This is a genomic window from Hymenobacter sp. BT491 (genome assembly GCF_014349165.1).
Lineage (GTDB): Bacteria > Bacteroidota > Bacteroidia > Cytophagales > Hymenobacteraceae > Hymenobacter > Hymenobacter jejuensis.
Window position 1 is genome coordinate 745,595 of sequence record NZ_JACSJJ010000003.1, and the last position, 14,733, is coordinate 760,327.

The window sequence follows — 14,733 nt, forward strand, 5'->3', positions numbered from 1 at the left end:
TCAGAAGTTCAGCGGCGGGTGCTTTTCGTCGAAGTCCGTAGCATCCTGATAAGCTTTCACCAGAGCCAACAACTTGCCTTCTTCGTAAAGCTGGCCGGTGAAGGTAATGGTCGTGGGTAGGCCTTTGTCAGTGAGACCATTAGGCACCGCCACCGCCGGATGCCCGGTGAGGTTGGTGATGGTTAGACTAGCACTGAACGACGGCGCGATGTACAGGTCGAGGTTGCGCAGTTTTTCGTCCATTTGCTCGATGAGCAGCGTTCGGGCTCGTTGCGACTGGATGTACTCAACGGCCGGGATGAAGCGCGAGGAGCGAAACGTATTGGGCCAGTCGTTGCGGTTCTGCCCTACCAAGAGCGCATCGCGGCCAGAGCGGGTGAGTTCATCAAACGCCGCCGCGCCTTCCACCGTGAGACCCAGGCGCATGGCGGAGGCAGGCAGCGTGGGCAGCTCCAGCGGCACCAACTCTACGCCCAGCTTGCGCAGCATGTCCAGCGTCGCTTGGTCGTTGACTTTGGTGGGATAATTGGCTTCAAAAGCAGACTTGAGGTAGCCAACACGCAGCTTTTTGATGTTGGTATCGAAAGCGTATTTGAAAGGCGTCGGGGCCTGCATGGTGGCTGGGTCGCGCGCGTCGGGGCCAGCCAAGGCAGCAAATACAATGGCGCAATCTTGAGCCGAGCGTGTGATGGGGCCGGCTTTGTCCATCGTCCAACTCAAAGCCATGGCGCCTGCCCGGCTGACGCGTCCGTACGTAGGCCGCAAGCCCGTTACGCCGCACGCTGTACTCGGGCTCACGATCGAGCCAAGTGTTTCGGTACCAATGGCATACGGCAACAACCCCGCCGCCACAGCCGACGCCGAGCCCGCCGACGAGCCGCTGCTGCCCCGCGTGATGTCCCAGGGAGTTTTGGTTTTGCCGCCAAACCATACGTCGCCCTGTGCCAGCGCGCCTAGCGTGAGCTTGGCCACCAACACGCCGCCGGCATTGCGCAAACGCTCCACAACGGCGGCGTCTTCGTCGAGGATCTGGTCTTTGTAAGGCGTTGCACCCCAGGTAGTTTTGTAACCTTTGGCGCTGAATAAATCCTTGACACCGAACGGAATCCCGTGCAGAGGCCCGCGGTATTTGCCAGCCTTTATTTCTTGGTCGGCCTGCCGGGCTTGCTGCAATGCCAAGTCCTCGGTCACGGTAATGACGCACAGCAGCTTAGGATCATACTTCTTCAGCCTCGCGATAAAAAACTGCGTCAGTTCTTCCGAAGAAATCTGCTTAGTACGCAGCAATTCGCCCAGCTGCCGCACCGTGAAGAACGCCAAGTCATCGCGGTTAGCGGGCAGCTTCACTTTGGGCGCGTCGGGCAGCTTGCCGGCGCTGACGGTTGGGGTGCCGGCCAACGACTGGCGCAGGCGTAGCGGCTGCGGATTGAACACTTCGGCCGGCGCCACGCTGTTGGGCATGTTCAGCTTGCTCAAGGCCTCGTAGCTCTGCCGATACTGGGTGAGGTTGCGTTGCGCCGAATCGATCTGAGCATCCGTAAAACTCAGTCCGATAAGCTCTTGTGCGGCACGCACCATAGGTATCGTAATGGCTGGTACGTCGGCGGGGCGGGGTACCAAAGCGCCTGCCCCGAAGCAGATGGCACCGACCCCAAGCAAGGGTAATAATTTTTTCATGAGCAGCGTGGGAAAGCAAAACGAAGAATAGCAAATCTAACCCGCACAAGGTTGTATCCAAGCCCATCCGGAAAGCGGATTCTTGCGTTAGTTTCTTAAGCTAACCTTTCCGTTCACTATCAGCGATTTACCTATGAAATGTTTCGCCGCCTTTTTGTTTATAGTCGCCTCCATCCTAGCGCTACCTGTTCAGGCTCAGACCACTACCTTTCCTGTAGGAGCTACTACCATTACCGTTTCTACCCTGGCCACCAACCTGGCAGTACCTTGGGAACTGGTTTGGGGGCCCGATAACTTCATCTGGATGACCGAGCGCGGCGGACGCATCAGCCGCGTCAATCCTACCTCCGGCGAGGTGATTCCGCTGCTAACCGTGCCCGACGTGGCCACTAGCAGCGAAGGTGGCCTGCTCGGAATGGCGCTGCACCCCGACTTTGCGACTTTGCCCTACCTGTACATCGTGTATAATTACAACGACAACGGCTACAAGGAAAAGCTGGTGCGTTACACGTATTCGGCGGCGGGCACGGGTTCGCTGAGCAATCCGCAGGTGTTGCTCGGCAACATCACGGCCACGACCACGCACAGCGGCTCGCGGCTTCTCATCCTTCCCGACCGTACCATTCTGATGACTACCGGCGACGCCCAGCTACGGCCCGAAGCCCAAAACGTCAACTCTTTGAATGGCAAAGTGTTGCGCTTAAACCTCGACGGCAGCATTCCGGCTAACAACCCCATCGCCGGCAGCCCTACTTACTCCTACGGCCACCGCAACCCGCAAGGGCTTGTCAGGGCTGGCAACGGCCTGATCTACAGCACCGAACACGGCCAGGATGCCGAAGATGAGCTCAACCTCATCGAGCCGAACCGCAACTATGGCTGGCCGACGGTGGAAGGCAACTGCAACTTGCCGGAGGAACAGGCTTTCTGTACGGCCAACAACGTACGCGCGCCGCTCTATAGCTGGGGCCCGACTATAGCGGTCGCAGGCCTTGCGTATTACGATTCGCCAGCGATTCCGGAGTGGCGCAATAACTTGCTGGCGGTAGCGCTAAAAGCCTCTAAACTAGTGCAGTTGCCCCTTACTGCCAACGGCAGTGCAGTTGGCGCTGCCACTGATTTCTTGAACACCTTTGGCCGTTTACGGGCCATTTGCGTGTCGCCGCAAGGGCGCGTGTACGTGAGCACCAGCAACCGCGACGGCCGCGGCACCCCAGCCGCTACCGACGACCGCATTCTTGTCTTGGAAAACCGGTCTTACGTGGCGTTATCTACGGTTGCAGCCAAAGCCACTGCGTTTCAGATATGGCCCAATCCTGCGCGGCAAACGGTTTTTGTGCGCCTTCCTTCCCCATCTGCCAGCAGCGGCACTGCGGAGCTAAGCGACGCGCTGGGTCGGGTGGTGCGCACGCTCCCTTGGCCCAAAGGCCAAACCGAGCTCAGCATTCCAACAAATGATTTACAGTCAGGCGTTTATGCTTTCCGCTTACGCGACGGCCAACGTCAATACTCGCATCGAGTGGTAATTCAGTAACTACCTTATAATCATATAGTTGCATTCTACCCTCTGAATAACGGCTAGATAGGAAGTAGAGGAGAAGCTAGCTAGCCCTCAACTGGTTCGCCGAGATGATGACGTTCGTTTTTCACGGCGTTGCTCAGCGTCCAAGTGATTTCGTGACGGAAGGCGTGCTGGCGAACGGGGCACTCGGTCATGTGGCAGAGCGAACAGGCTGCAAACGTGCACGGGTCGGCGTGCACGAACATTTCGACCTCTACATCAAAACGCTGCTTGATTAGATCTTCGATCTTGTTCAGCTCGTTGTGCGTTTCTTCGAGGCTGAAGTAATACGGCATCTGGATGTGGCAATCGATGTGCAGATTGGCGCCGTACCGCAGCACGCGCAGGTTGTGCACATCAATCCAGGACGGCTGGCGGTAACGCTGCAATTCGGCAATCACCTGATCTACAATGTCCACGTCCGATTCGTCCATGAGCCCCGATACCGAGCGGCGCACCATGCGAAATCCGTTTACCACGATAAACAATCCCAACAGCAAGGCCGCACCGGAGTCGAACAGCACGTTGCCAGTAGCAGCCACCAATACCAGTGCCACGCACGACACCAAAGTGCTCACGGCATCGAGGTATAAGTGCTGTCCATCGCCTACCAGTGCCACCGAGCTGAGCTTTTTGCCCGATTTTACCAGCACGAAGCCCACGCCCAGATTTATAAGTGCGGTCGCGCCAAGCAAGGCAATGCCCGAATCGGGGCGAGCGACAGGGTGCGGATGCAGCAGCGCCACGGTGGCGCTGTAAAATATATACACGCCCGCAATCAGAATCAGAGCGCCCTCAAACCCTACCGACAGATACTCGATTTTGCCGTGGCCGTAGGGGTGATTTTCATCCTTGGGCAGCCCGGCCAGGTACAGGCTGTACAGCGCAAACCCACTGGTAAACACGTTGATAATCGACTCCAACGCATCGGTGAGCACGGCCTGCGACTTGGTCAGGTAGTAGGCGTAAAACTTAATGGCGACCAGCACGGCGCTTACGACCAATGAGAGAAGGCCAAGCCGGTTTTTGGTTTTGTTCAATGACATAGTGGAGGACTAAACCCCAAACGGGCCGACAAAAATCCGGTAAAAAACTGAATCGTCCCGAAATCGAAACTTTTTTGTCAAAATCCTGTATTTAAAGTAGCTTAAAAAATATTTTAGGCTCATCTAAATTTGCGAACTTAGTGGCTTCCAATACTTCTGAGTCAATGCCTCCAGCTATACAAACTCCACCTGCTGTCCCCGTTGCTGAGTCGAAGGCGGGTTGGCGTCATGCTCGCCGCGCCAATTCGCTGTCGGAGGTGTATGCCAGTATTAAGGTGCCGGCGGCAGATGCCTCCTTTTGGCGCAAGCTGATGGCTTTTTGGGGACCGGGTCTGATGGTGGCCGTCGGGTACATGGACCCCGGCAACTGGGCGACGGATATTGCCGGTGGCGCCCGTTTTGGCTATACGCTGCTTTCGGTTATTCTGATTTCCAACTTGTTTGCCATGCTCTTGCAGCATCTGGCGGCCAAGCTCGGCATTGTCACGGGCCGCGACCTGGCCCAGGCCTGCCGCGACCATTACTCCAAGCCTGTAGCCATGACGCTGTGGGTGCTCTGCGAAGTAGCCATCGCGGCCTGTGACCTGGCCGAAGTCATCGGATCGGCTATCGCCCTGAACCTGCTGTTTGGGCTGCCGCTTACGTGGGGCGTAGTGCTTACCATCTTGGATGTGCTGGTGGTGCTGTTATTTCAAAGCAAGGGGTTTCGGGTGCTGGAAAGCATTGTCGCCGGCTTTATTGTGATCATTTTTGGCTGCTTCCTATACGAGATCATTGTATCGCACCCTGATTATCTGGGCATTGCGAAAGGCTTGGTTCCGCAACCCGCAGTAGTCACAAATCCGGGAATGCTCTACATTGCCATCGGCATTTTGGGCGCTACCGTGATGCCGCACAACCTATACCTCCACTCCAGCATCGTGCAGACGCGTGCCATCGAACAAACCGAAACCGGCCGGCGCATGGCCATCAAGTTTGCCACCATCGATTCGACGGTGGCGCTGTTTCTGGCCTTTTTTGTCAATGCTGCTATTCTGATTTTGGCCGCTGCCGCCTTCAATCGCAACGGCTACCACGACGTGGCGGATATCAGCGTTGCGCACAAGCTGCTGGCGCCGGTGTTGGGGGCCGGGGCGGCGGGCGCTGTGTTTGCCGTTGCCTTGTTGGCATCGGGCCAAAACTCCACTCTTACGGGTACCCTAGCCGGCCAGATCGTGATGGAAGGCTTTCTGGACTTAAAACTCAAGCCGTGGATGCGCCGCCTGATTACGCGCAGCATTGCCGTGATTCCGGCTTTTATCGTGACGCTGCTGTACGGCGAAAAAGGCACGGGCGAACTATTGGTTCTGAGCCAAGTCATTCTCTCACTGCAACTTAGCTTTGCTGTGGTACCCTTGGTGGTTTTTACGGGCAGCAAGGCCAAAATGGGCGTGTTTGCCAACAAGCCCGTCGTGCAGGTATTGGCCTGGATTGTGTCGGGCATCATTATCCTGCTGAACGCCTATTTGCTGCTTAAAACTTTTACGGGTTAAGTAGCTGAGCGCAATAGCCAAGATGGCTATTGCGCTTCTTTTTTGCTGTAATGTTTAGACTCATCTAAATATTATTTTAAACCCAGCTTAAAATCCAATTCAGCAATGCAAACGGTCTACTTCCCTTTCTTGACTGCGTTCATGCTGATAATCAGTCAACTAGAGGCAGTTGCCCAAACTGGTGCAATCAAAGGCCGGGTAACAGCCGCGGGGCAGCCGCTGGAATTCGTGACGGTGGTGGTGCCAGGCAGCACCTTGGGCGTCACGACGGCCCGCAACGGTGAATTCGCTTTGGCCGGCATTCCGGCTGGTTCGCACGAGTTGGTATTTTCGTTTCTGGGTTACGAAACCAGTCGGCTCTCCCTAACCGTTGCCGACGGGCAGACCGCAGAGGCGAATGTGAAACTGCAACCTACCACTTCCAGGCTCAGGGAAGTGGTCGTTACGGGAGTTTCGCGCAGCACCGAGATTCGGAAAAGCCCCGTGCCAATTGCTGTACTCAGCAAGCGGCAAATGAACCTGAACAGCAACAGCAACATCGTGGATGCAGCCGTGAAGGGCGTGCCCGGCCTGAGCGCCGTCACGACGGGGCCGAATATTTCCAAGCCTTTCATCCGGGGCCTCGGCTACAATCGTGTGCTAACGCTCTACAACGGCCTACGGCAGGAAGGCCAGCAGTGGGGCGACGAGCACGGACTGGAAGTGGATCAGTACGACATCGACCGGGTGGAAGTGGTAAAAGGGCCCGCTAGCCTGATTTATGGCTCCGATGCCGTAGCGGGAGTGATCAACCTGCTGCCGGCTATGCCCAACGGCCCGGAAGGCGCAGTAGTAGGCGATGCCGTGGCCGAATACCATTCCAACAACGGCATGGTAGGCACGTCGGCTGGACTTTCATACCGCAAACGCGACTGGCAATATGCTTTTCGGGCTTCTCAGAAGACTGCGGCCAACTACCAAAACCGCGTTGATGGGCGTGTGTACGGCACAGCATTTCGCGAGCTGATGCTTTCGGGTATGGCGGGCATTACGAAAGACAGGTGGTTTTCGCATTGGTACACAACGCTTTACGACAACCGTCAGGAAATACCGGATGGCAGCCGCGATTCGCTTTCGCGCCGCTTCACCAAGCAGATTTTCGAGCTAGATCGTGATAACCTCACCCAGCGGCCTGTGGTCACGGAGGACGGTTTACACTCTTATTCCATTGGCGCGCTGCACCAACGCATCCAGCATTATCGGCTCTTTACGCGCAGCCAAGTACGGCTCGGCCAGCAGGAATTGACGGCTTTGCTGGGCGCCCAGCAAAACGTGCGGCGCGAGTTCAACCACCCCACCGCCCCACAGCAAGCCGGTCTGTATGTGGCACTTACGACTTTCAACTACGACTTACGCTACAGCTTGCCCAGTTGGCAGGGCCTCGAAACGACGCTGGGTGCCAACGGCATGTACCAGCGCAACCGCACCCGCGACGCCACCGATTTCCCGATTCCAAGCTACGCCCTGTTCGACGCCGGCGGCTACGTCTTCCTCAAAAGAACGTTCGGAAAGCTCGATTTGTCGGGCGGCCTGCGCTACGATGCCCGCACGTTGCGCTGGGACGCGTTTTTTGTCGGCCCGAACCCAGCTACGGGGTTCGCCCAGCGCGTCGGAGCCCGCACCGACCTCGCACCGCAGTTTCCAGCTTTTCGAAAGCTGTACCGCGGAGCTTCGGCCAGCCTCGGCGCTACCTATAATCTTTCGGAGCAACTGCTGCTGAAGGCCAATATCGCGCGTGGCTACCGGGCGCCCAACATTACCGAGGTCGGATCCAACGGTCTCGACCCGGGTGCGCATATTGTGTACCTCGGCAATCGTGGTTTTACCCCCGAGTTCAGCCTTCAGGAAGACCTGGGCCTGACCACTTACCGGCCCAACCTGGATGCCAGTCTGGAGCTGTTCAACAATCACATTCGCAATTACATCTACCAAGCCAAGCTCTATGATGCTGACGGCCAGCCGGTAGTGATTGTGCCGGGCAACACGACGTACCAGTACAAACAGTCGGCGGCGCGGCTGTATGGTCTGGAAGCCACGATCAATCTGCATCCGCAAAGCACGCGGTGGCTGGCGTTTGAAAACAGCCTTGCCCTGGTGAATGGCCTCAACAAAGACCGCCACTTGCTCGAAACCAACGGGCGCGCCGCCAAATATCTGCCCCTGATTCCGCCGCTGCACACGCGCTCAGAGGTGCGCATTACGCTCGCGCAGCCCGTCAAAGGCCTCGACAAAATGTATTTCCGGGCCGGTGCTGAGTACTATGCGGCCCAAAATCACTTTTACGCCGTCGATAACACCGAAACCCGCACCCCGGGTTATGTGCTGCTGAATGCCGGCGCAGGCACTACCTTTACAAATCGACAGCAAGTGTCTGTATGTCAATTATTTATCCAATTGGACAACATACTGGACACCGCTTATCAGTCGCACCTAAACCGGCTGAAATACTTCGAATACTATGCGGTTTCTGCCTCCGGTCGGCGCGGGATTTATAATCCGGGCCGCAATTTCAGCCTGAAAGTGATTGTGCCTTTCTAACAGAATTGGGCGGGGCGCGTAAGAGGCGGCAGCACCTCTCCCCTCCCCCGCTATGAAAGCACGTTGTACTCCGCTGTTGCTCTTGCTCGTACTCTTGCTCATGGGTTTGCCCCAAAGCAGCCAGGCGCAGGAAGTAGGCTCGACTCCGGCCAAAGGCAAGTTTTACACGCTTTTCCGGCCCGTGCCGCGCGACTCGTTGCAGGAGCTGCGCCCCGACCGGCCGGGCGTTACCGAAAGCCCTTATACCGTCGATGCCGGGCATTTTCAGCTGGAGACGGACTTGTTTCGGCTGATTAACAGCCGGGACAAGCAGCACCGCGAGCGCGATTTCAACGTCAACCACGCGCTGATCAAGCTGGGCCTTACCCAGCGCATGGATTTTCAGGTCGGTATCGACTCGTATTCGTGGGAAAAACAATGGGACGAACACCAGGAACCCGAACGCAACCAAGGCTTCGGCGACGTCACGTTGCGGCTGAAGCGCAGCATCTTGGGCGAGCACGGCAAGCCCGGCGCGTTGGCGGTAGTCGGCTACGTGCGCCTGCCGGCTGGGCGCAACGTCGGCAACGAAAAGGCAGAATACGGGCTTATCATACCCTACAGCTACGATTTTAGTAAGAAGCTCAACCTGCAAGTGCAGCTAGAAAACGACCTGCGCTATGACTCAGAAGCCGGGGAGCGCTTCGTGCGCGTCTCCCCCAGCTCGGCCATCGACTACGAGTTTTCGAAGAAATTTTCCAGCTTCGTCGAAATCGTGGGGCAGTGGGATACGCGCCAATCGTCGTGGCAGGCGTCCGTCAACTTGGGCCCGCAGTTCAACATCAGCGACAACGTAATTCTCGACGGCGGCGCTCACCTTGCCCTTACCCGCGAAATCGACCGCGAGTACTTCTTAGGCCTAAGCTTCAGAATATAACTAATTTACAATCAGTTAGTTATATAATTACACTAAACCCCTGAGTCGCGCAAATTCCTGGCCCAGAATGACTGTATCGTCGGCGCGCAGCCAGTCGCGGAGCACGGTGGCATAAACGCTGCGGAAATCCACCTGATAGTTGAGGTCGCCTTGGTCGAGGTTTTGCAGGTCTGGCGCATCGTTGAGCACGCCTTTTTGCCGCAATCCGCCGCCCAGCAGCAGCACGTTGTTGGCTGTGCCGTGGTCGGTGCCGTTGCTGGCGTTTTGCGACACGCGCCGGCCAAACTCCGAAAACACCAGCACGAGCGTATTCTCAAACTCGCCACTTTTTTGCAGATCCTCGGCAAAAGCTCCGAGGCTATCCGACAGATTGCCCAATAGCTTCGCCTGTTGTTCCTGCTGGCGCACGTGCGTGTCGAAGCCCGAAAGCGACACGTAAAACACCCGCGATTCGATGCCGCTGTTGATCAGTTCGGCGGTGGTTTTCAGGCTCTTCGCAAATTCCGTGTTGGGATACGACACGCCGGATTTGTACACTTTGGAAGTCTGGTACAAGTATTCGGCCGACGAGGCCGTTTCGGTCAGGGTCTTGTAGAGGTAATCCAGCTCCGAGCCGCCCGTGTTGGCCTTCTCCCCACTAATTTTAGCAATCAACTGATTCTGAGTTATCTGGTGAAATTTCTCGGGGTTTTTGAGTGCTAAGCCTTTGCGCACATTACCCTTCATCGCCAAGCTCAGCGTGTCGTCTACTTCCAGGCCGTTGTAAGGGAGCTCGCAGCCGGGGCAGTTCGAATCTAGATAGCGCCCCAGCCAACCGGTAGTCACATATTGATCTGATGCTGAGCCACTTTGCCAGATATCCATCGAGCGAAAGTGCGAGCGATCCGGGTTGGGGTAGCCCACGCTGTTGAGCACAGCCACGTGCCCTTCGTCGTAGAGCGCTTTCAGGCGCGTCATGGACGGATTGAAACCCAGGTCCTTCTCCAGCATCAGAATGCCACTCTGCGGCTTGATGCCGAGCGTAGGGCGCGCGTTGTAATACAGGTCGTTGCGGTACGGAATGATCGTATTCAGGCCGTCGTTGCCCCCTCCCAGCTGCACTACCACCAAGCGCCGCCCGTTGGAGTCGCGCATTCGTGTTAGCCCTTGACGATCAAGTGCATGCAGGAATTTAGGCACGAACAGCAGCGAGCTGGCCAGCACCGAAGTTTTCAGAAAATTGCGACGGGAAGTAGGCATAACCAACGACATGAGAAGCGGCTTACCGCCCCAAGTTGAGGAATTACAGGAAAGTCAGGGCGCGCAACGCGTTCCTACATCAGCTGGTATTCCGGCAAAGCCAGCAGGCTGGTAATCACCGCACGCAAGCGGTCGTCGGCCGGCGCGCGGTCGGCCTGTCGCTGTATCAAAACCAGATTTTCGGGCCGAATTGGCGTTTGCAGCAGAAAAGCACTCAGCTTAGCCGGCTGCTCGGCCGGCGCTGTGCCAGCCAATAGCTGCGTGAGCGGCGCCAGCCGAACATGGGCTTTCACAGGCTGGCGGAAGGTGCGCTCCGCGCGCGGCACCGTGGGCGCAATATCGTTTTCATCTTCCTTGAGCGCGATCCGAAACTCGGCATTTCGAAACAATACCTGAGGCAATTGCAGCCGAATCGCCAACGATGAGCTGTCAATCCAACTGCGGCCGCCGGGCCAGCCGGCCACGTTGGGCGGCTCGAATAAGGTTTGGCCCAACGCTTTTTCAAAAGTCACAAACAGCTTGTTATCATCTAGTTGCAAACCAAACGTACGCTTGATGCCAGCCAGCAGCTCAATCGGCGACTTGATGCGGTTGCCCATATTGGCAGCGTCATAAAACCATTCGGCCGTAAACAAGCGCTCCAACAACAAGCTGATGTCGTACTGACTCTGGTAAAATGACTTGGCCAGCGGCAGAATGTGCGCCGGATTGGGCACGTCGTTGACGAAAAAGCGGTAGAGCTTCGTCGTGATAAATTCGGCCGTTTGGGACTGCTCCAAAAGGGTTTTGAGCACATCTTCGCCGCCCCAATTGCCTGTGCGGCCCATGAATGTTTTGGGCCCATCATCGTGTTGCCGGGCCCGAAACACAAACTGGTGGTTTTCGTCGGCCGACCAGCCGGTGAAGGCGCGGGCTGCCTCTTTTACATCTTGCTCGGTGTAGTGCCCGCGCCCAATCGTAAACAGCTCCATCACTTCCCGCGCGAAGTTCTCGTTGGGATGCTGTTTTCTATTTTGTTGATTATTAAGGAATTGCAGCATCGCCGGTTCTTGCGAAACGGCCAGCAGCAAATCACCAAACTTGCCCAACGCCAGCCGCCGAATGGTGTTATTGAGTTGCAACGCGGCCTCCGGCTGCCGCACCCGACAGGCAAAGTGGCCGTGCCAGAAGAAGGTCATTTTCTCGCGCAGCTGCGCCGGCGACGTGGCCATACGGTCAAGCCAGCCCACGTTCATGGCATAAAAAGCGTCGCGTCGTTGCTCATTATCGAGCTTGCGCTGCTCAGGAGTCAGGCCGCGCCGCATCAGCGAAGCTTCTGGCGTAGTCCGCATGCCGGCCACCTGCGAATCCATCGTTGGCACAGGCGCGGAAGCGGCCATTGTGGCCTTTGCTTCGGCGAAGTGCATGGCCGGGCTATCGAGCGGTTCGACTTTATCAGAGGCTCGGAACAGCGCGTGCACCGCCTTCCTGATCGAGCCCGTCTTTGTTACCTCCTCCGGCAACGGACCGAAACCGGCTCGCCAGTATAAATGCTGCAAATGCTGTTGCGTCGTCGTCATTGCGAGCTACAAAGGTTCGCTGTTTGGACGCGTTTTGGCCGGCTGGGTTTAATAGACTAAGCCGGTTGCCGCTTAAAAATGCGCCCCGACCACTACATTTTTCTTGTATTCCTGCTTCTGCCCAGTGCTGGCCTGAAAGAGCTCAACGAACAGAACGTAGTAGCCAATCGGCGCTTTCGTGCCCCGATCGGTGAGGCCATCCCATTGGAAAAAGCCGCTCGTAGCCAGCGTTTCGTTGCGGACGAGGCGGCGCATGAGGCGACCCTGGGCATCGTAAATGGTTACGCTGGCGGCAAAACCGCCTTGGTCCAGTTGGTAATTGAGCGTGGTAAAATCCTGCTGGCCATCTCCATCGGGAGTGAACACTTCGGGCTCTACCCGAAAGACTTTATCCCCGGCTATATCACCTTGATACTGTGAGTTTTGCCGACCCGGCGTAGCATACCCAACTGTGCTGGCTGCTGAATGAAAGTTACTTGGCTGACTCGGCCCATCGGCGCGAATGCGTTCGATCGACACACCGTTGAGATCGTTGAGCAAGGCCAGATGCTGCTTCTTGTCGTACGCATACCGGTCGAGTGTGCGGCCGACGGCATCGGCGAGTACCAACACAGCGGCATCGTCGGGCAACGAAGGCAAGCGCGGCATGACCAGGAAAGCCGCCGGATCGTTGGTAGGGTAGTGACTGATCACGATATCGGGGCGCGTGGTGAGTACCACCAACTGCCCCGGCGCCAGCACATAGGAAGCTGCGCTCACGGGCTGGGCGTCGGCTGAGCTGTCGGTACGGGCATTGATGAGCTGCCACCCCTGCACGTCCAGGTACTTGCCCGAGCGATTCAGCAACTCAACAAAGTCAACGCCGCCCGTGCGCGGGTTAAACAATATCTCGTTGATTACCACATCGTTACTAGCAGGAGCACTGGGCAACGCAAACGTAGCAGAAGCCGCCGGACCGGCCGCATTGCCCACGCAATCGGTAGCGTGCTGCACGGTTACGGTTTGGGGCTGATTAGCTTGCAGAGCCGTAGCCAGAGTCAGATCAACAATCTTAAAATCAGGCCCTTGCGGCACTGCTTTGATGACTGTGTTCGCGGAGCCCAGCGAGTATAAAGCCGGCAAAAGCATGGCTGTGCTGTCGAGCTTTTCACCGAAAAACAGCCGCAGCGAAGTCGGAGAAAGCGTTACGACGCGCAGCAGCGCGGGCGGCGTAGTATCGGGGTTGGTGGCGCGCACGGAGTTGAGGCGGCCGGGCGTACCGCCGCTAGCATCGGTGCTGGCCGTCCAGTTGGTGATACCGGCGCAAGGGTTCGTTACGTCGACCATTTCCAGCGCCCAGCCGCCGTCTTTCTTACGGCTGTCCTTGTACCAAGTGTCTGAGTATGAGACTTCAAACAGCGTGCGGCCATCGCGCCCGCGCAACACCACCTGATCGCCGGCGTTGGTTAAGCTCGGGAAGTTGCTCAGCCCCAATACCTTCCCATACGCGGCAAACTGGCTGATCCGAGTGCTGCTGCACACCACCGCGTATTCGCCCGGCAACAGCACCGCGCCAGCCGGAAACACAGCGGCCGTGCTGCTGCCCTGCTTGAGCAGCCGCACGCCGGCCAAGTCCAGCAAAGCGGTAGCACTCGGGTTATGGATTTCTAAATATTCTGAGGCGGGCAGGCCAACGACGGGCGTTTCGTCGGCCATAATCTCGGTGATCAGCACTTGGTTGACGGTGGGCGCTACCGCAAAGCCCTGATTTACAAAGCTTATTGAAAGCGGCCCTGCTACGGCATTTCCGAACAAATCTGTGGCATTGAGCACTTCCAGCACCAGGTTTCCGAGCGGCAGATCGGCTCTGAACGTTAGGTGCACTAGCGTAGGATCGGTGGCGTCGCGCTGGGCGGTGAGCGCGGTGGCGCCGGAAGCAAGCCGGTAATTCACGGCACTTTGCACTTCTGCTACGGCTTCCGAAAAAGTCACATCCAGCTGGCGGCTGGCGGTCGTTTTGGCACCTATCAGAGCAGGCGGCGTGGTGTCCGAAACACGAAAATCGTCGAAGTAAAAGTTGCGGCTGTTAGCCGCGGAATACACGAGCTTTATGCCAAAATAGGCGCTGCTCCGATAGGTAGCGTCCGTAGCGGTGCCTTCGCTCACGTAGCCCTGGCTGGTGGCCGTAAAGTCCCGCTCCAGCGTCCATTCGTTTGCTACTGAACGTGTTACACGCACTCGCACGGCGTTGTTATTGGCCGAAGTGAGGGTCGCATCTTTCCCGTTGATGACATAGGCCGGGCTGCCCGTAGCGTCTTGGCGGAAGAGCGCTATTTCATCGGCTGTGCCACCCAAGCGCACGAAGTAGCCCTTGGTGCCCGCCGTTTTCAGTTCGGCCCGATCAGCGGTTAGCCATACGTCGGCATAGTTGCTGCCCGACGTAGCCAGCTTCAGGTTGGCATAGAACTCCCAAGTCGCGCCCGTTGCTACTTGGCTGGGTGTCGCCAGTTGCAGCGTCGTGCCGGTAACGGCCGGACCGTTGCTTTGTAGCTGCTTCAGCGCATTAACCTGAAAACTAGTTACATCACCCGTCCAAGTAGGATTTTGAGCAAAATCACCGTCGGCAAAGGATTCCACAAATTGAGCC

At 57.2% G+C, this 14,733-nt stretch carries 9 protein-coding genes; 4 read left to right on the plus strand and 5 right to left on the minus strand.

Annotated elements, in window-relative coordinates; all coding sequences use genetic code 11:
• Positions 1–1,677, minus strand: coding sequence for an amidase (locus tag H9I52_RS14770; protein WP_187454461.1), 1,677 nt, complete (start codon positions 1,675–1,677; stop codon positions 1–3).
• A 133-nt stretch (positions 1,678–1,810) separates the two neighbouring features.
• Between H9I52_RS14770 and H9I52_RS14775 the strand changes: the two genes are divergently transcribed.
• Positions 1,811–3,211, plus strand: a complete 1,401-nt coding sequence (locus H9I52_RS14775; RefSeq protein WP_187454462.1) for a PQQ-dependent sugar dehydrogenase — start codon at positions 1,811–1,813, stop codon at positions 3,209–3,211.
• Positions 3,212–3,282: 71 nt separating this feature from the next.
• On the opposite strand, the gene H9I52_RS14780 is transcribed toward H9I52_RS14775, so the two are convergent.
• Positions 3,283–4,284 carry a cation diffusion facilitator family transporter gene (locus tag H9I52_RS14780; protein ID WP_139515821.1) on the minus strand — a complete coding sequence of 334 codons (1,002 nt, stop codon included), beginning with the start codon at positions 4,282–4,284 and terminating at the stop codon, positions 3,283–3,285.
• 164 nt (positions 4,285–4,448) lie between these two features.
• Between H9I52_RS14780 and H9I52_RS14785 the strand changes: the two genes are divergently transcribed.
• The 3 genes from H9I52_RS14785 to H9I52_RS14795 all read left to right on the plus strand — a co-directional run bounded on the left by H9I52_RS14785 (position 4,449) and on the right by H9I52_RS14795 (position 9,309).
• Positions 4,449–5,816: an Nramp family divalent metal transporter gene (locus H9I52_RS14785; protein ID WP_187454463.1), complete on the plus strand. Its 1,368-nt coding sequence runs from the start codon at positions 4,449–4,451 to the stop codon at positions 5,814–5,816.
• A gap of 141 nt (positions 5,817–5,957) precedes the next feature.
• A complete protein-coding gene (locus tag H9I52_RS14790) occupies positions 5,958–8,393 on the plus strand; it encodes a TonB-dependent receptor (protein ID WP_222940508.1) in 2,436 nt (811 codons plus the stop codon).
• Positions 8,394–8,445: 52 nt separating this feature from the next.
• Positions 8,446–9,309: a transporter gene (locus H9I52_RS14795; protein WP_187454465.1), complete on the plus strand. Its 864-nt coding sequence runs from the start codon at positions 8,446–8,448 to the stop codon at positions 9,307–9,309.
• 27 nt (positions 9,310–9,336) lie between these two features.
• Here H9I52_RS14795 and H9I52_RS14800 read toward each other — a convergent pair whose 3' ends face one another.
• The 3 genes from H9I52_RS14800 to H9I52_RS14810 form a co-directional block, all read right to left on the minus strand.
• On the minus strand, positions 9,337–10,548 hold the full coding sequence (locus H9I52_RS14800; protein WP_187454466.1) for a DUF1501 domain-containing protein: 1,212 nt from the start codon (positions 10,546–10,548) through the stop codon (positions 9,337–9,339).
• Between the two features lie 74 nt (positions 10,549–10,622).
• Complete coding sequence (locus H9I52_RS14805) at positions 10,623–12,107, minus strand: DUF1800 family protein (RefSeq protein WP_187454467.1); 1,485 nt, start codon at positions 12,105–12,107, stop codon at positions 10,623–10,625.
• Positions 12,108–12,179: 72 nt separating this feature from the next.
• Positions 12,180–14,723, minus strand: a complete 2,544-nt coding sequence (locus tag H9I52_RS14810) for a lamin tail domain-containing protein (protein ID WP_187454468.1) — start codon at positions 14,721–14,723, stop codon at positions 12,180–12,182.
• Positions 14,724–14,733: the final 10 nt, after the last annotated feature.